Source organism: Haemophilus haemolyticus (genome assembly GCF_003352385.1).
Classification (GTDB): Bacteria; Pseudomonadota; Gammaproteobacteria; order Enterobacterales; family Pasteurellaceae; genus Haemophilus; species Haemophilus haemolyticus_I.
This window is the reverse complement of the sequence record NZ_CP031243.1, coordinates 1,606,720-1,624,570: the sequence shown is the minus strand read 5'-3', so window position 1 is coordinate 1,624,570 and position 17,851 is coordinate 1,606,720. Positions and strand designations below refer to the sequence as shown.

The window sequence follows — 17,851 nt, the reverse complement described above, 5'->3', positions numbered from 1 at the left end:
GTTAAAATAACGTTACTCAACATCGCAAATTGGTTCAAAAATAGGCCAATTTATGGGCGCTTAGAATAACGATTTTTTAACGATAAATCTATAATCAAATGGCATTATAATGCAGAAATATTATGATCTAGATCATAAATTTACCAAAATATTAACATTTTTTTTACATTTTAGTAATGGGTAGGTAAAGAATGGATTGGCTGATTAAACAAACGATTAACTTTTTTAAAAGAAATAAAAGTATAGAAAATTCAACTGCACTTTTACAATCAAAAGAAGATTTTCTAGCGGTCGAAATGCCAGTTTCATTAGTTTATAACGGTATTTCTCATGCGGTTATGATGTGTTCACCGAAAGATTTAGAGGTGTTTGCTTTGGGATTTTCTCTCACAGAAGGCATTATTGAAAAACCTTCGGATATTTACGGCATTGATGTTGTGGAAGCTTGCAATGGTATTGAAGTGCAAATAGAACTGTCTAGCCGAAAATTTATGGCATTAAAAGAGCATCGTCGTACCCTAACTGGACGTACGGGATGTGGCATTTGTGGCACGGAGCAGCTTAATCAAGTGTATAAAAATTTTCCGAAATTAGACCGCACTTTTAAGTTTAATTTGAATTTGCTCGATGGCTGTTTGTCAGAGCTTCATAAAAATCAACGATTAGGTCAGCAAACAGGTTCGACACATGCTTGTGGCTTTTTTGATTTAGAAGGTAATATGCTTGCTATTTTTGAAGATGTGGGTCGTCATGTTGCGCTTGATAAATTACTTGGCTGGCATGCAAAATCAGGCAAGCCTAATGGAATTATTGTCGCTTCGAGTCGCGCAAGTTATGAAATGGTTCAAAAAACTATTTCTTGTGGGGTGGAAATGTTAGTGACTATTTCTGGGGCAACTGATCTTGCTGTGAAAATGGCTGAAGCACATCATTTGACTTTGATTGGTTTTGCAAGAGAAGGTAAAGGAAATATCTATAGTGGAGATGGACGAATTAATAGTTAATATCTGAAGTAACTTTATATACATACGAGATATTTTTTCTATTTATTTGTAATCCAACTAGCCAGCGCGATAAAAATAGCAAAAATGCAAAACCAAATTATGTGGAGTTTTGTACTTTTACGATTGATTTCAGCATTATGCAGCCGACGTCTTTCTAATTGTTGTTTATAAATTTCTAAATCTGCTTGTTTGAAAGAAAAACCACAATTAGGGCAGTTTTTTGCATTTTCACTAATCTTTTTTCTGCATTCAGGGCATCGAGTTAAGGCCATCTTTTTCTCTATAATTATAAAATTACTTATTTATTAGTATATTAATTGAATTTTTAGATTTTACAAATGTGATATAAGTCACAAATCTATAAAAATCTTTAAATTCAATTTTTGATTTAGAACAATTTGAAATAGAATACTGCGGCTTGTTTAGGGCATCTACTAAATACTTTCTTTTATCTTTTGAGGAGCCTTTCTATGTTATGGTTTTTCTTTTGTGTAGCCATTTTGATTCTTGGTTACTTTGTTTATGGAAAAATTATCGAAAAAATCTTTGTGATTAATCCACAACGTCAGACCCCTGCTTACCAGGTAAATGATGGCGTGGATTATATGCCAATGTCAAAAACCAAAATTTGGTTAATTCAATTATTAAACATTGCTGGAACTGGTCCTATTTTTGGTCCGATTCTTGGTGCGTTATACGGACCAGTGGCAATGCTTTGGATTGTAATCGGTTGTATTTTTGCCGGTGCAGTGCATGACTATTTCTGTGGTATGTTAAGTATCCGTCATGGCGGTGCAACTATGCCTCATTTAGCCGGTAAATTCTTAGGTCGTCCTGTAAAAGTATTTATTAACACATTAGCACTTGTACTTTTATTATTAGTAGGTGTTGTATTTGTATCAAGCCCAGCTCAATTAATGGGTACGATTACCATGGACTTATTGGGCGCATCTCAAGGCGCGTTACAATTAGGTGATGCTGAAGCTGTTCATCATGCAGTTGAAGCCGGTGGTATCAAAGTATGGGGAATGGATAAAGCAACTGTTGTTGCAGTTTGGACTATTATTATTTTTGCTTACTATATTCTTGCGACTTTATTACCGATCGACAAAATTATCGGTCGAATCTATCCGCTCTTTGGCGCGTTGTTGCTATTTATGTCTATGGGTATGGTGTATGGCTTAGTTTCTGCACACTTTAGTGCTGTTGATCCTATTGAGTTCTTCCGTACTATCAATGTAGATGGTCAAGGTTTAACTTTAGAGAAATTCACGCAAAACTTCCAAGTGAAAGGTGATGTTCCAATTTGGCCATTATTGTTCTTAACTATTTCTTGTGGTGCATTATCTGGTTTCCATGCAACTCAAACTCCTTTAATGGCGCGTTGTGCTGAAAATGAAAAAGAAGGCCGTTTTATCTTTTACGGTGCAATGATTGCTGAAGGTGTAATTGCGTTAATCTGGTGTATGGTTGGTCTTGCATTCTATGAAAACCCACAAGCGTTACAAGATGCAATTGCAGCAGGTTCACCATCTAAAGTTGTATATGACAGTTCATTACACTTCTTAGGTTTTATCGGTGGTATTTTTGCAGTGTTAGGTGTGGTGGTTTTACCTATTACTTCTGGTGATACCGCATTCCGTGCTGCTCGTTTACAATTAGCGGAAATTTTCCATATCGACCAACGTTCATTACCTAAACGTTTATTAATTGCTGTACCACTATTCGTATTAGGCTATTTCGTTTCAACCATTGACTTTAGCGTATTATGGCGTTACTTCACTTGGGCAAACCAAATGACTGCAATGGTAATGTTATGGACTGCAGCAGCATACTTATATCGCTACCATAAATTCCACTGGGTTGCGTCTATTCCGGCTTGGTTTATTACAACAGTATGTGCAACTTACTTGTTCTACAACAAAATCGGTTTCGGTTTAGATTATCAACTTTCAGTTTATCTTGGTTTTGCAACAACAATTGTTTGTATCGTGTTATTCTTCGCTATGCTTAAGCCATTAGGTGAGCGTGATGAAGAAGCGTATGTGAATAATTAATCAAGATAATTTGGTTTAAAAAAAGCCGTTTGGGATATTTTCTCAAACGGCTTTTATTTTGATAAAAAATAGGGTTGTTTCAGGGTTAATCGCTTGCAACTTAATCAAACAAATTATAAACTTACGGCAGATGTGGAGAAAAGTGGTGTTTTGTGGGGATTTTTAGAAAAATTTCTCAAAATAAGTTCAATTTTTAAGGCGTAATATGTTTCGTGGTGCAACAGCGGTTAATTTAGATTCTAAGGGACGCGTAGCGATCCCAACCCGCTATCGCTCTGAAATTCTTGAAAAGAATCAAGGGCAAATGGTTTGCACTGTGGATATCCGTCAACCCTGCCTTTTACTTTATCCCCTTGATGAATGGGAAAAAATCGAACAAAAACTTCTCGCACTTTCTAACTTTGATCCTACCCAACGCCGTTTGCAACGAGTAATGCTTGGCCACGCCACTGAATGTGAGATGGATGCTCAGGGCCGTATTTTGCTTAGTGGGCCATTACGTCAACATGCAAAATTAGAAAAAGGTTTAATGTTGGTAGGACAACTTAATAAATTTGAAATTTGGAGTGCTGTAGAATGGCATGCCCAAATTGAAGAAGATATGGAAATTGGTTCAAGTACAGACTTTGCGTCTGAGGCTTTGAAAGATTTCTCATTATAGAAAATGATTCACCGTTTTTTACTTTTATATTGTATTTATGGATACCGAAAATTCCTTTTCTTCACCTGAACATATCACAGTTTTACTTCACGAAGCCGTGAATGGCTTGGTATTGAAGGAAAATGGAATTTATATTGACGGTACTTTTGGCCGTGGTGGTCATTCTCGCTTAATCCTTTCTAAATTATCCTCAAATGGTCGTCTCATTGGCGTTGACCGTGATCCTAGAGCCATTGCTGAAGCTCAAAAAATTCAAGATTCACGTTTTCAGATTGAACACAACAGCTTTTCCCATATTCCTGAAATTTGTGAAAAATTAAATTTAGTGGGCAAAATTGACGGTATTTTGCTTGATCTTGGTGTGTCATCCCCACAGCTTGATGAAGCAGAGCGTGGTTTTAGTTTTATGAAAGATGGCCCGCTTGATATGCGCATGGACACGACTCAAGGTTTATCAGCAGAAGAATGGTTAAAACAAGTATCGGTTGAGGATTTAACCTGGGTTTTGAAAACTTTTGGCGAAGAACGTTTTGCTAAACGTATTGCCACTGCCATTGTTGGTTACAACAAAAGTGCGGCTAAAAATGGCACAGAATTTTTATCGCGAACTAGTCAATTAGCTGAGCTTATTTCACAAGCGGTACCTTTCAAAGATAAACATAAACATCCTGCGACTCGCAGTTTCCAAGCTATTCGTATTTTCATCAATGCAGAATTAGATGAATTGGAAAGTGTACTTAATTCTGCTTTAGACATGCTAGCGCCAGAAGGGCGTTTATCAATCATTAGTTTCCATTCTTTAGAAGATAGAATGGTGAAACATTTTATGAAAAAACAAAGTAAAGGTGAGGATATCCCTAAAGGTTTACCACTGCGAGAAGACCAAATTCAACGTAATCAAAAATTAAAAACTATAGGTAAAGCAATTCAACCAAGTGATGCAGAAATTCAAGCAAATCCTCGTTCAAGAAGTGCGGTATTGCGTGTAGCGGAGAGAATTTAGTGATGTCTGAAAATAATAAACCTCGTTATCCGTTACAGCAGATTTTGGTCGAAGATCTATTTTCTTCAAATAAATTAATTGTGTTGTTATTGGTGGCGATTTTGATTTCATCAATGGGCGTGATTTGGGTAACTCATCAGACTCGTCGATTAATTTCTGAAAATGGTCAATTGGTTTTGCAGCGCCAAGCGCTTGAAAGTGAATATCGAAATTTGCAAGTACAAGAAGCAACAGAGGGAGATAGTACTAGAGTAGAGTCTATTGCTGTTGGCACCTTAAAAATGAAAACATTATCCCCAGAACAAGAAGTTGAAATTAGAGAATAATAGGTAGAAAAGATGGTTAAGTTCAATTCTTCTCGTAAATCAGGTAAAGCAAAAAAAACAATTAGAAAATTGACCGCACCTGAAACCGTAAAACATAACAAACAGAAAATTGTGTTTGAAAAATGTTTTATGCGTGTTCGTTATGGAGTTTCTGCTTTTTTTATTTTGGCTGGTTTATGTGCTTTAATTGCTCGTGCGGCTTATGTGCAGTCTGTTGATTCGAGTACCTTATCTGGAGAGGCTGATAAACGTTCTTTGCGTAAAGATGAAGTGTTATCTGTGCGTGGTTCAATTTTAGATCGTAATGGTCAGCTTTTATCTGTAAGTGTACCGATGAATGCTGTGGTTGCAGATCCGAAAACCATGTTAAAAGAAAATGCACTTGCAGATAAAGAACGGGTTACTGCTTTGGCTCAAGAGTTGGGGATGAGCGAAAATGATTTGGTGAAAAAAATCGAGAAGAATTCCAAATCTGGTTATTTGTATTTGGCCCGTCAAGTAGAATCTAACAAAGCAGATTATATTCGTAAACTTAAGATTAAAGGTATTAATTTAGAAACTGAGCATCGTCGTTTTTATCCTCGCGTAGAAGAAGCTGCGCATGTGGTGGGTTATACCGATATTGATGGAAACGGTATTGAGGGCATTGAGAAAAGCTTTAATTCCATGCTTGTGGGTAAAGATGGTTCACGTACTGTTCGTAAAGATAAACGCGGAAATATTGTTGAACATATTGCGGATGAGAAAAAATATGATGCGCAAGATGTCACCTTAAGTATCGATGAAAAATTACAATCCATGGTATATCGTGAGATTAAAAAGGCGGTGTCTGATAATAATGCCGAGTCTGGCACTGCGGTATTAGTCGATGTTCGAACTGGTGAAGTATTGGCTATGGCTACTGCACCATCTTACAATCCAAACAACCGTGTCGGTGTGAAATCAGAATTAATGCGTAACCGTGCAATCACCGATACGTTTGAGCCAGGTTCTACTGTAAAACCTTTCGTAGTTTTAACCGCACTTCAACGCGGAGTAGTGCGCCGCGATGAAATTATCAACACGGGATCATTCACCGTGAGTGGCAAAGAAATTGTGGACGTTGCACCTCGCGCACAACAAACTTTAGATGAGATTTTAATTAATTCTAGTAACCGTGGTGTGAGTCGCCTTGCATTGCGTATGCCACCTAGTGCATTGATGGAAACTTATCAAAATGCAGGTTTAAGTAAACCGACAGATTTAGGCTTGATCGGTGAACAAGTTGGGATTTTGAACGCAAACCGTAAACGCTGGGCAGATATTGAACGTGCAACAGTCGCTTATGGTTACGGTATTACTGCGACACCTTTACAAGTTGCTCGTGCCTATGCAACCCTTGGTAGTTTCGGTGTTTATCGCCCGCTTTCTATCACTAAAGTTGATCCGCCAGTTATTGGGAAACGGGTTTTCTCTGAAAAAATAACTAAAGATATTGTGGGAATTTTAGAGAAAGTCGCAATTAAAAATAAACGCGCAATGGTGGAAGGCTACCGCGTCGGCGTGAAAACGGGTACGGCACGTAAGATTGAAAATGGACATTATGTAAAGAAATATGTGGCATTTACTGCGGGTATTGCACCAATTAGTGACCCTCGTTATGCTTTAGTGATTTTGATCAATGATCCAAAAGCAGGCGAATATTATGGTGGTGCGGTTTCTGCCCCTGTATTCTCTAGCATTATGGGTTATGCGTTACGTGCAAATGCTATTCCGCAAGATGCTGAACCTGCTGAAAAAACAGCAACAAAGAGCGCAAAACGTATAGTGTATGTTGGTGATCACAAGAATCAAAAAGTGAATTAAGGAAAAATTATGAAAAAACTCACCGCACTTTTTAATTTGCCTGAATTAAAGAATGATATAGAACTCCATAATATGGTGTTAGATAGCCGTAAAGTTAAAGCTGGCGATCTTTTTGTGGCGATAAAAGGTCATCAGGTGGATGGAAATCAATTTATTGATTCTGCTATTCATTCTGGTGCGAGTGCGGTGGTTTCTGAGACAGAATTATCTAGCGAGCATTTAACTGTGGCGTTTATCGAGAATGTGCCAGTAGTTAAATATTATCAACTTGCGCGTCATCTTTCATCTTTGGCGGATGTTTTCTATGATTCGCCTTCTAAAAAATTAACGCTTGTTGGTGTCACGGGGACAAATGGTAAAACCACTATTTCTCAATTATTAGCGCAATGGGCGGAGTTATTAGGTCATCGTGCGGCTGTGATGGGGACTATTGGCAATGGCCTTTTAGGTCAAGTTGTCGAAGCCAAAAATACAACTGGCTCAGCAGTAGAAATCCAATCATCACTTTCCAGTTTTAAGCAAGCTGGCGCAGATTTTGCCTCTATTGAAGTTTCATCGCATGGTTTGGCACAACATCGTGTTGAGGCGCTGCGTTTTAAAGCAGGGATTTTTACGAACTTAACGCGTGATCATCTAGATTATCACCAGACTATGGAAAATTATGCTTCCGCTAAAAAACGCTTATTCACCGAATTAGATACGCAAATTAAAGTGATTAATGCTGATGATGAGATTGGATGCCAATGGTTAAGTGAATTGCCTGATGCTATTGCGGTAAGTACGAGCGCTGATTTCCAATCAAACTCACGTCAATGGATGAAGGCAACAAATATCTACTATCACGCTAAAGGCGCTGATATTACTTTTGAATCTAGCTGGGGTAATGGCGTATTGCATAGTCCATTAATCGGTGCTTTCAATGTAAGCAATTTGTTATTAGTGATGACCACGTTATTATCATTTGGTTACCCATTGGAAAATTTACTCGCTACGGCGAAATCTTTGAAAGGAGTATGTGGAAGAATGGAAATGATTCAATATCCAAATAAACCAACAGTTATTGTAGATTATGCGCATACACCTGACGCACTAGAAAAAGCCTTGATGGCAGCGCGTGAACATTGCCAAGGTGAGTTATGGTGTATTTTTGGCTGTGGTGGAGACCGCGATAGAGGTAAACGTCCATTAATGGCACAAGTTGCAGAACAGTTTGCTGAAAAGGTGATTGTAACAAAAGATAATCCTAGAACAGAATCACAAAGCCAAATTGAATCAGATATTGTTGCTGGCTTTAAAAATATGGATAAAGTCGGCATTATTCCCGATCGAGAACAGGCCATTCAGTTTGCGATTGAAAGTGCGGTTGAAAATGATGTGATTTTAATTGCTGGCAAAGGCCATGAAAATTATCAAATTATTGGCACTGAAATCGTGCATTTTTCAGACCAAGAAATTGCCCATGATTTTTTAAAATAATAACAATTAAATTATGATTAAACTCTCTACTGAACAATTAGCACAGATTCTTCAAGCTAAATTAATTGGCGATAAAAATGTGCAAGTTGAAGAAATTAATACAGATACCCGAAAAAGCGTATCAAATAGTTTATTTTTTGCGTTGAAAGGTGAAAAGTTTGATGCTCACCAATATCTTGAACAAGCGGTAGCACAAGGTGCGGTAGCCGTTGTTGTTCAGCAAGAAAATTCTTCCATTTCTGTTCCACAACTGGTGGTTAAGGATACTCGTATTGCTTTGGGAGAACTTGCAAAATGGTTACGTGAAAAAATTAACCCGCGTACTGTCGCGATGACAGGGTCTTCTGGTAAAACCACGGTGAAAGAAATGACGGCAAGTATTTTGCAACATACTGCTGGTGATTCAGACGTGGTACTTTTTACCAATGGTAATTTTAATAATGATATTGGTGTGCCTTTAACCCTTCTTCGTTTAACAGAAAAACATCGTTTCGCAGTGATCGAACTTGGTGCAAATCATCAAGGTGAAATTGATTACACCACAAAATTAGCTCAACCTGATGCCGCATTGATTAATAATATTGCGCCCGCGCATTTAGAAGGCTTTGGTTCTTTAGAAGGCGTTGCACAAGCTAAAGGTGAGATTTATCGTGGTTTAACATTGAATGGTGTAGCGATTATTAACGCAGAACATAATCATTTAAATGTTTGGCAAAAAGAAATCGGTGAACATGAAATTCAATATTTCAACGGTAAAGATTATTCCGCAAAAAATATCCATCATACTGATCAAGGTTCCACTTTTACACTTATTTCCCCACAAGGTGAAATTGAGATTATCTTACCTTACCTTGGTGAACATAATGTAAAAAATGCTTTGGCAGCAACCGCACTTGCAATGAATGTCGGCGCCACTCTTGCAGATGTAAAATCTGGATTAGAACAACGTTCACAAGTGAAAGGACGTTTATTCCCAATTCAAGTAACGCCTAATTTATTGCTGTTAGATGATACTTATAATGCGAATAAAGATTCTCTCTGTGCTGCCATTGATGTCCTAAAAAGTTATGATGCTTTCCGTATTTTGTGTGTCGGCGATATGAAAGAGTTAGGAGAAAACTCTCTCGCTATTCATCGTGAAGTAGGACAACATGCTAATTCGGCAAATTTAGATTTAGTTTGTTCTTATGGCAACGAAAGTGCGGTTATTTCTGAGGTTGTTTCGGGTAAGCATTTTATTGATAAGGTGGAGATGGTTGATTTTCTTGTACCATTGATTGAAATCCAATTACAACAAAATAATAAAGTCGTGGTGCTAGGAAAAGGCTCGCGCTCAATGAAAATGGAAGATGTGATCTATTCATTAAAGGATAAAATTAAATGTTAGTCTGGCTTGCTGAATATCTTGTTCGTTATGAAACCGCGTTTAATGCGATTTCTTATATTACTGTCCGTGCAATTCTTGCATTATTAACCGCACTTTTTATCTCACTTTGGATTGGCCCAAAAGTGATTAAGCGTTTACAGATTTTAAAATTTGGCCAAGAAGTGCGAAATGATGGTCCTGAAAGTCACTTTGCTAAAAAAGGCACCCCCACAATGGGCGGTGTGATGATTTTATTCTCTATTGGCGTAAGTACTTTATTATGGGCAAATCTTGCTAATCCTTATATTTGGGTCTGCTTATTTGTATTATTTGGATACGGTGCAATTGGTTTTGTGGATGATTTCCGTAAAATTACCCGTAAAAATACAGATGGTTTGATTGCTCGTTGGAAATATTTCTGGATGTCTGTTGTGGCATTAGTGGCAATCCTTTGGCTTTATTGGCTTGGCCACGACACTGATGCAACCCGTTTAGTGATTCCATTCTTTAAAGACATTATGCCTCAATTAGGTTTGTTCTATATTGTGTTGTCTTACTTTGTGATTGTTGGAACCGGTAATGCGGTGAATTTAACAGATGGTTTGGATGGATTGGCGATTATGCCTACTGCGCTTGTTGCAGGTGCGTTTGCTTTAATTGCTTGGGCTACAGGTAACGTGAATTTCGCAGAATACTTACACATCCCATACATTAAATACAGTTCTGAAGTGGTTGTGTTCTGTACAGCCATTGTTGGAGCAGGGTTAGGATTCTTATGGTTCAATACTTATCCCGCACAAGTCTTTATGGGCGATGTAGGTTCCCTTGCATTAGGCGGAGCGCTTGGTGTCGTGGCGATTCTAGTTCGTCAGGAATTTTTGCTTGTGATAATGGGCGGGGTATTTGTTGTTGAAGCGCTCTCTGTTATTTTGCAAGTGGGCTCTTATAAGTTACGTAAACAACGCATTTTTAGAATGGCACCGATTCACCACCATTTTGAATTGAAGGGATGGCCTGAGCCAAGAGTGATTATTCGGTTTTGGATTATTTCCTTAATGCTGGTGTTAATGGGATTGGTCACCTTGAAGTTGCGTTAATAAATATAGCTAGGCTCGCTCTTTCAGTTTTTGAAAGGGCGACCTTTTTTACATTAGTAAAAGAAATTTATATTCTCATCAGTCACATAGTTTAAAACTTACAGTACTTAAGAAGAAAAAAATGAACACCTATCAAAACAAAAATATTACTATCATCGGGCTTGGCAAAACAGGTCTTTCTTGCGTAGATTATCTTTTATCCCAACAGGCTAATATTCGTGTGATTGATACCCGAAAAAATCCTACTGGTGTTGATAAACTTCCTAAAAATATCCCTCTTCATACTGGTAGTTTAAATCAGGAGTGGTTACTTGAAAGCGATATTATTGTTATTAGCCCAGGGCTTGCGGTAAAAACACTTGAAATTCAAACCGCACTTAAAGCTGGCGTAGAAGTAATCGGTGATATTGAATTATTCTGCCGCGCGGCGACAAAGCCAATTGTGGGGATTACCGGTTCAAATGGAAAAAGTACCGTGACTACTTTAGTTTATGAAATGGCGAAAGCTGCTGGCGTGAAAGTTGGTATGGGGGGAAATATTGGGATTCCCGCTTTGTCATTGTTGAATGAAGATTGTGAACTTTATGTATTAGAGCTGTCTAGTTTTCAGCTTGAAACAACTTACAGCTTAAAAGCTGCCGCTGCAACTGTCTTGAACGTGACTGAAGATCATATGGATCGCTATGTGGATTTAGAAGATTATCGCCAAGCAAAATTACGCATTTATCACAATGCTGAGGTCGGAGTTTTGAATAATGAGGATAAGCTGACTTTTGGTGAAGGTGAAAATCAAGCGAAACAAAACGTTTTTTTTGCGGAAAATACAGCAGATTATTGGCTAAAAACGGAAAACGGCAAGCAATATTTAATGGCAAAAGATGAAGTGATTTTGCCTTGTGAAGAAGCCACATTAGTCGGTCGTCATAATTATATGAACATTTTGGCAGCAACGGCATTGGCACAAGCTGTCGGTATTAATTTAGATTCAATTCGTACCGCACTTCGTCATTTCAAAGGATTAGATCATCGTTTTCAATTAGCGCATCAAGCTAATGGCATCCGTTGGATTAATGACTCTAAAGCAACAAATGTGGGGAGTACAGTTGCCGCATTAGCAGGACTTTATGTGGAAGGCAAATTGCATTTGTTGTTAGGTGGTGATGGAAAAGGGGCTGATTTTTCGGAATTAGCTGACTTAATTAATCAACCACACATTATTTGTTATTGTTTTGGTCGAGATGGTGCGCAACTCGCTAAGCTTTCATCGCAAAGTTATTTGTTCGATACAATGGAACAAGCGATAGAATTTTTACGCCCAACATTGCAAAACGGAGATATGGTATTATTGTCGCCAGCTTGTGCAAGCCTCGATCAGTTTGCCTCTTTTGAAAAGCGCGGTGAAGAATTTACTCGTTTAGCGCAATATTCAGCCTAATTTAGTCATTAATAAAAATAAGATGGAATTTTTACAGAATATCAAAAAAAATTACGATGAATGGACACGCATCACACCGCAAGGTTTGCTGTATGATCGTGCGCTATTTTGGTTATTTGTTATTTTGCTTTTAATTGGTTTAGTTTCGGTAACATCTGCATCTATTCCTTATAGCTCTCGTTTATTTAATGATCCTTTTTACTTTGCAAAACGCGATGCTTTTTATGTATTTCTTTCTTTAGCGACTTGTTATGCCATGTTGTATATTCCAACTGAAAAGTTGGAAAAATGGAATGTAAATATTTTCTGGGCAGCCGTGGCTTTATTGATAGCTGTATTATTTATCGGTACATCAGTCAATGGTGCTAAACGTTGGATTTCATTGGGAATTTTGAATTTTCAGCCAGCCGAATTTGCGAAGCTTGCACTGACTTGTTTCTTGGCAAGCTATTTTACTCGTCGTTATGATGAGGTTCGAGGTAGAAAATTTAGTGCGATAAAACCCTTTATTGTGATGGGCGTGATGGGGATGTTCCTATTAGTTCAGCCTGATATGGGAAGTACAGTTGTACTGTTTGTTATTACTTTCGGTATGCTATTTATCGTCGGCGCGCACTTTTTCCAATTTATTTTGCTTGGTGCAACAGGTGTAATTCTTGGCGCTTGGTTAATCATCTCTGCCTCTTATCGTTTAAAACGTTTCACCGGTTTTTTAGATCCATTTAAAGACCCTTATGGTACAGGCTTCCAATTAACGAACTCTCTTATGGCATTTGGTCGTGGTGAAATAACGGGGGAAGGGTTAGGTAATTCAATTCAAAAACTAGATTATTTACCTGAAGCGCATACTGACTTTATCATGGCTATTATTGGTGAAGAGTTTGGCTTTATAGGCATTTTAATTGTTGTTATTTTGCTCGGTTTACTTGTTTTTCGCGCCCTGAAGATTGGTAAAGAATCTTTAATGTTAGAACAACGTTTTAGAGGATTTTTAGCGTTAGGCATTGGCTTTTGGATTTTCTTCCAAGGCTTTGTTAATTTAGGTATGGCGCTTGGAATGTTGCCGACTAAAGGTTTAACCTTCCCACTCGTGAGTTATGGTGGTTCGAGTATTATCATTATGTCAGCGACTATTGGCATTTTATTACGTATTGATCACGAAAACCGTTTACTTCGCGCGGGCCAAGCACGCCTACGCGATGATTAGAGATAAAGAAGATGAAAAATAAAAAATTATTAGTAATGGCTGGTGGAACTGGCGGTCATGTTTTTCCAGCGATAGCAGTGGCCCAATTTTTACAAAAACAAGGATGGGATATTTGCTGGTTAGGTACCAAAGATCGAATGGAGGCTCACCTTGTACCAAAACATGGAATCCCGATTAGATTTATCCAAATTTCGGGTTTGCGTGGTAAAGGTATAAAAGCTTTATTAAGCGCTCCTTTTGCGATTTTCCGTGCTGTGTTGCAGGCAAAAAAAATTATTCAAGAAGAAAAGCCTGACGCGGTACTTGGAATGGGGGGATATGTTTCAGGTCCTGGCGGTATTGCTGCAAAACTTTGTGGTGTATCGATAATTTTGCATGAACAAAATGCGATAGCAGGTTTAACGAATAAATGGTTAGCTAAAATTGCTACTCGCGTATTGCAAGCATTTCCAAGTGCTTTTCCTCATGCTGAAGTTGTAGGAAATCCAGTTCGAGAAGATTTATTTAAGATGCCATATCCAACGCTCCGTTTTTCTGAGCGTGAGGAAAAATTACGTGTCTTAGTGGTTGGTGGTAGCCAAGGAGCGAGAGTGCTTAATCATACTTTACCTAAAGTAGTCGCCCAGCTTGCAGATAAATTATACGTTCGTCATCAAGTAGGTAAAGGTGTGGTAGAAGAAGTTACCAAACTTTATGGTGAGAATTCAGAACAAGTTAAAATAACAGAATTTATTGATGATATGGCTGAGGCTTATGCCTGGGCTGATGTGATAATTTGCCGTTCTGGCGCATTAACTGTATGTGAAATTGCGGCAGTTGGTGCAGCAGCTATTTTTGTACCTTTCCAGCATAAAGATCGTCAACAATATTTGAATGCGAAATATTTGGCTGATGTAGGGGCTGCAAAGATTGTAGAACAGGCAGATTTAACGCCTGAAATTCTGGTGAATTATTTAAAAAACTTTACTCGTGAAAATTTATTACAAATGGCTGAGAAAGCGAAAGCAATGTCGACACCTCTCTCTGCACAGCGAGTTGCTGAGGTTATTATAGAAAACTCAAACTAATTGATATTCCAAAGAATAAGAAAAATATTGCGATTTTTAACCGCACTTTTAGAATAGGCACCAATATTTTGCCAATGTGTCAAAAAGGAAAAATAAATGAAACATTCCCACGAAGAAATTAGAAAAATTATCCCTGAAATGCGTCGAGTGCAACAAATTCATTTTATTGGAATTGGTGGCGCGGGAATGAGTGGTATTGCTGAGATTTTATTGAATGAAGGCTATCAAATCTCTGGCTCAGATATTGCTGACGGCTTAGTAACTCAGCGTTTAGCTCAAGCTGGAGCAAAAATCTACATTGGCCATGCAGAAGAACATATTGAAGGTGCTAGTGTTGTTGTCGTATCTAGCGCGATAAAAGATGATAACCCTGAATTAGTTGCAGCGAAACAAAAACGTATTCCAGTGATTCAACGAGCACAAATGTTGGCTGAAATCATGCGTTTCCGTCATGGTATTGCTGTTGCAGGAACACATGGGAAGACGACAACAACCGCTATGATTTCCATGATTTACACTCAAGCAAAGCTCGATCCAACGTTCGTTAATGGTGGTTTGGTTAAATCTGCAGGTAAAAATGCACATCTAGGAGCAAGTCGTTATTTAATTGCTGAAGCGGATGAAAGCGACGCCTCGTTTTTACATTTGCAGCCAATGGTATCTGTTGTGACTAACATGGAACCAGATCATATGGATACTTACGAAGGTGATTTCGAAAAAATGAAAGCCACCTATGTAAAATTCCTGCATAATTTGCCATTCTATGGTTTAGCTGTGATGTGTGCAGATGATCCTGTATTAATGGAACTTGTGCCAAAAGTTGGTCGTCAAGTGATTACATATGGTTTTAGTGAACATGCAGATTATCGCATTGAAGATTATGAACAAACAGGTTTTCAAGGGCATTACACAGTGATTTGCCCAGATAATGAGCGTATTAATGTTCTGTTAAATGTTCCTGGAAAACATAATGCGTTAAATGCAACGGCTGCACTTGTTGTAGCAAAGGAAGAAGGTATTGGCAATGAGGCTATTTTAGAAGCACTCGCTGATTTCCAAGGTGCAGGCCGTCGTTTTGATCAGTTAGGTGAATTCATTCGTCCAAATGGTAAGGTTCGTTTAGTTGATGATTATGGTCATCACCCAACAGAAGTGGACGTAACGATTAAAGCCGCACGAGAAGGATGGGGAGATAAACGTATTGTGATGGTTTTCCAACCTCATCGTTATTCTCGTACTCGTGATTTATTTGATGATTTTGTACAAGTGCTTTCACAAGTGGATGCATTAATTATGCTTGATGTGTACGCAGCAGGAGAAGCCCCAATTGTTGGAGCTGATAGTAAATCTCTTTGTCGTTCAATTAGAAATTTAGGAAAAATCGATCCAATCTTGGTTTCTGACACATCACAATTAGGCGACGTTCTTGATCAAATTATTCAAGATGGCGATTTGATTTTGGCACAAGGTGCGGGTAGCGTAAGTAAAATCTCTCGTGGCTTAGCTCAATCTTGGAAAAATTAAGACTTTTATAAATAGATTTTAGAAATTTGAGATGGTCTTATCTATTAACTAAGGCCATCAGAATAAGATATATAAGTAGGATAAAATGAATTTAAAACAAGAAAAAATTGCAGTGTTATTAGGCGGAACATCCGCTGAGCGTGAAGTTTCTCTCAATTCAGGTAAAGCGGTATTAGAGGCTTTATTAAACCAAGGTTATGATGCTCATCCTATTGATCCTAAAGAATATAATGTTGCTAATCTTAAAAAGGATGGTTTTCATCGAGTGTTTAATATTTTGCATGGTCGAGGTGGTGAAGATGGCATAATGCAAGGTTTATTAGAGCAAATCGGTTTACCTTACACTGGTTGTGGAGTGATGGCTTCTGCATTAACTATGGATAAAATGCGTACAAAAATGTTGTGGAAAGCATTTGGATTACCTGTAGCAGATATGGAAGTGGTAACTCGAGAAACCTTTGCTGAATTAGACGCTCAGGCTGTAGTGGAAAAACTAGGTTTACCATTAATGGTGAAACCTTCTTTAGAAGGCTCTAGTGTTGGATTAACTAAAGTTAAAGCCGTGGATGAGCTAAAAAGTGCGGTGGAATATGCACTTAAATTTGATAATACGATTCTGATTGAAGAATGGTTATCTGGCGATGAATTAACTGTGCCTGTATTGGATAGTCAAGTGCTTCCGGCTATTCGTATTGTTCCTGAAGGTGAGTTCTATGATTACAATGCGAAATATATTTCTGATAATACTCAATATTTCTGTCCTGCAGGTTTAACATCTGAGCGTGAGCAAGAGTTAGCTCTATTAGTAAAACGCGCTTATAATGCGGTGGGTTGTCGTGGTTGGAGCCGTATTGATGTCATGTGCGATGCGAAAGGTGATTTTCGTTTAGTTGAAGTGAATACGAATCCAGGAATGACGAGCCACAGTTTATTCCCAAAATCTGCCGCAAGCGTGGGAATTTCTTTTGAACAGCTTGTTGTGAAAATTTTGGAGCTAAGTGTGTAATGAACATTCTGAAAAGGAAAACTCCACAGAATATTCGTTTTGGTGAACAAAAGCCTAAATATTATTTTCATATTCGGGCTTTCTTGGCTTTGCTTGGTATACTTTTTGCTCTTGGTATCTATTTTAATTGGCAAACTCTGCTAGAGAAAATGGATGATAAGCCTATTAGCGGTTTTGCATTGGCTGGACAAAAGGTTTTTACTACGGATGCCGATATTAAGGAAAGTTTATTAAAAATGGGCACTCTTAAAGGCTTTTGGGGGCAAGATGTTGAGCCAATTCAAGCACAAATAGAAGCTTTACCTTGGGTTAAAAGTTCAATTGTGCGAAAAATATGGCCAAATCGTTTAAGTATTTGGATTACTGAATATCAACCAGTGGCATTTTGGAATCAGAATCAATTTGTTACTCAGGATGGCGTTGTATTTCAACTTCCAATTGAACGCTTAAAAGAGAATGCTTTGCCTTATTTAGGGGGGCCTGATTATCAAAGTTTAAAAGTATTGGAAGCATGGAATCAGATTTATGCCGATTTTAAATCAAAAAATTTAATTGCAAAAGGCATGAATATTGATGAACGCGGTGCATGGCAAGTAACACTTGATAATGACATTGTGTTAAAGTTAGGTCGTGGAGAATGGAAATCTAAGCTTGAACGATTTGTCACGATTTATCCGCAAGTTGATGTTCCAGAAAATAAAAAAATAGATTATGTAGATTTACGATATGCGGCAGGCGCTGCAGTGGGTATGGCTGATAAATAAAAACTAGGTGCAA

General features: G+C 38.0%; 16 protein-coding genes. 15 read left to right on the top strand and 1 reads right to left on the bottom strand.

Annotated elements, in window-relative coordinates:
* The first annotated feature begins 191 nt into the window (after window positions 1–191).
* The gene (gene fdhD / locus DV428_RS07855; RefSeq protein WP_114909311.1) at window positions 192–1,004 is read left to right on the top strand and encodes a formate dehydrogenase accessory sulfurtransferase FdhD; all 813 of its coding nucleotides are present in this window, start codon (window positions 192–194) and stop codon (window positions 1,002–1,004) included.
* A 38-nt stretch (window positions 1,005–1,042) separates the two neighbouring features.
* On the opposite strand, the gene DV428_RS07850 is transcribed toward fdhD, so the two are convergent.
* Window positions 1,043–1,276, bottom strand: coding sequence for a zinc ribbon domain-containing protein (locus DV428_RS07850; protein ID WP_114909310.1), 234 nt, complete (start codon window positions 1,274–1,276; stop codon window positions 1,043–1,045).
* A gap of 198 nt (window positions 1,277–1,474) precedes the next feature.
* Between DV428_RS07850 and DV428_RS07845 the strand changes: the two genes are divergently transcribed.
* The 14 genes from DV428_RS07845 (at window position 1,475) to DV428_RS07780 (ending at window position 17,838) form a co-directional block, all read left to right on the top strand.
* On the top strand, window positions 1,475–3,061 hold the full coding sequence (locus DV428_RS07845; RefSeq protein WP_114909309.1) for a carbon starvation CstA family protein: 1,587 nt from the start codon (window positions 1,475–1,477) through the stop codon (window positions 3,059–3,061).
* 205 nt (window positions 3,062–3,266) lie between these two features.
* Window positions 3,267–3,722 carry a division/cell wall cluster transcriptional repressor MraZ gene (gene mraZ / locus DV428_RS07840; RefSeq protein WP_053465430.1) on the top strand — a complete coding sequence of 152 codons (456 nt, stop codon included), beginning with the start codon at window positions 3,267–3,269 and terminating at the stop codon, window positions 3,720–3,722.
* 37 nt (window positions 3,723–3,759) lie between these two features.
* On the top strand, window positions 3,760–4,725 hold the full coding sequence (rsmH, locus tag DV428_RS07835) for a 16S rRNA (cytosine(1402)-N(4))-methyltransferase RsmH (protein ID WP_114909308.1): 966 nt from the start codon (window positions 3,760–3,762) through the stop codon (window positions 4,723–4,725).
* 2 nt (window positions 4,726–4,727) lie between these two features.
* Window positions 4,728–5,051 (top strand): cell division protein FtsL, encoded by a 324-nt coding sequence (gene ftsL / locus DV428_RS07830; protein WP_114909307.1) that lies wholly within the window; start codon window positions 4,728–4,730, stop codon window positions 5,049–5,051.
* A 12-nt stretch (window positions 5,052–5,063) separates the two neighbouring features.
* Window positions 5,064–6,896: a penicillin-binding transpeptidase domain-containing protein gene (locus DV428_RS07825; RefSeq protein ID WP_114909306.1), complete on the top strand. Its 1,833-nt coding sequence runs from the start codon at window positions 5,064–5,066 to the stop codon at window positions 6,894–6,896.
* A gap of 9 nt (window positions 6,897–6,905) precedes the next feature.
* The gene (murE, locus tag DV428_RS07820; protein ID WP_114909305.1) at window positions 6,906–8,372 is read left to right on the top strand and encodes a UDP-N-acetylmuramoyl-L-alanyl-D-glutamate--2,6-diaminopimelate ligase; all 1,467 of its coding nucleotides are present in this window, start codon (window positions 6,906–6,908) and stop codon (window positions 8,370–8,372) included.
* Window positions 8,373–8,385: 13 nt separating this feature from the next.
* On the top strand, window positions 8,386–9,759 hold the full coding sequence (murF, locus tag DV428_RS07815; protein ID WP_114909304.1) for a UDP-N-acetylmuramoyl-tripeptide--D-alanyl-D-alanine ligase: 1,374 nt from the start codon (window positions 8,386–8,388) through the stop codon (window positions 9,757–9,759).
* Complete coding sequence (gene mraY, locus DV428_RS07810; RefSeq protein WP_005630348.1) at window positions 9,753–10,835, top strand: phospho-N-acetylmuramoyl-pentapeptide-transferase; 1,083 nt, start codon at window positions 9,753–9,755, stop codon at window positions 10,833–10,835. Before murF ends, mraY begins: the two co-directional genes overlap by 7 nt.
* A gap of 121 nt (window positions 10,836–10,956) precedes the next feature.
* Window positions 10,957–12,270: a UDP-N-acetylmuramoyl-L-alanine--D-glutamate ligase gene (gene murD, locus DV428_RS07805; protein ID WP_114909303.1), complete on the top strand. Its 1,314-nt coding sequence runs from the start codon at window positions 10,957–10,959 to the stop codon at window positions 12,268–12,270.
* Between the two features lie 22 nt (window positions 12,271–12,292).
* Window positions 12,293–13,477: a putative lipid II flippase FtsW gene (ftsW, locus tag DV428_RS07800; protein WP_005630352.1), complete on the top strand. Its 1,185-nt coding sequence runs from the start codon at window positions 12,293–12,295 to the stop codon at window positions 13,475–13,477.
* Window positions 13,478–13,488: 11 nt separating this feature from the next.
* Window positions 13,489–14,544 carry an undecaprenyldiphospho-muramoylpentapeptide beta-N-acetylglucosaminyltransferase gene (murG, locus tag DV428_RS07795; RefSeq protein WP_114909302.1) on the top strand — a complete coding sequence of 352 codons (1,056 nt, stop codon included), beginning with the start codon at window positions 13,489–13,491 and terminating at the stop codon, window positions 14,542–14,544.
* Window positions 14,545–14,640: 96 nt separating this feature from the next.
* The gene (gene murC / locus DV428_RS07790; protein ID WP_114909301.1) at window positions 14,641–16,068 is read left to right on the top strand and encodes a UDP-N-acetylmuramate--L-alanine ligase; all 1,428 of its coding nucleotides are present in this window, start codon (window positions 14,641–14,643) and stop codon (window positions 16,066–16,068) included.
* Window positions 16,069–16,153: 85 nt separating this feature from the next.
* On the top strand, window positions 16,154–17,074 hold the full coding sequence (locus tag DV428_RS07785; RefSeq protein ID WP_114909300.1) for a D-alanine--D-alanine ligase: 921 nt from the start codon (window positions 16,154–16,156) through the stop codon (window positions 17,072–17,074).
* Entirely contained in the window at window positions 17,074–17,838 is a 765-nt protein-coding gene (locus DV428_RS07780) for a cell division protein FtsQ/DivIB (RefSeq protein WP_114909299.1), read from the top strand. Before DV428_RS07785 ends, DV428_RS07780 begins: the two co-directional genes overlap by 1 nt.
* Window positions 17,839–17,851: the final 13 nt, after the last annotated feature.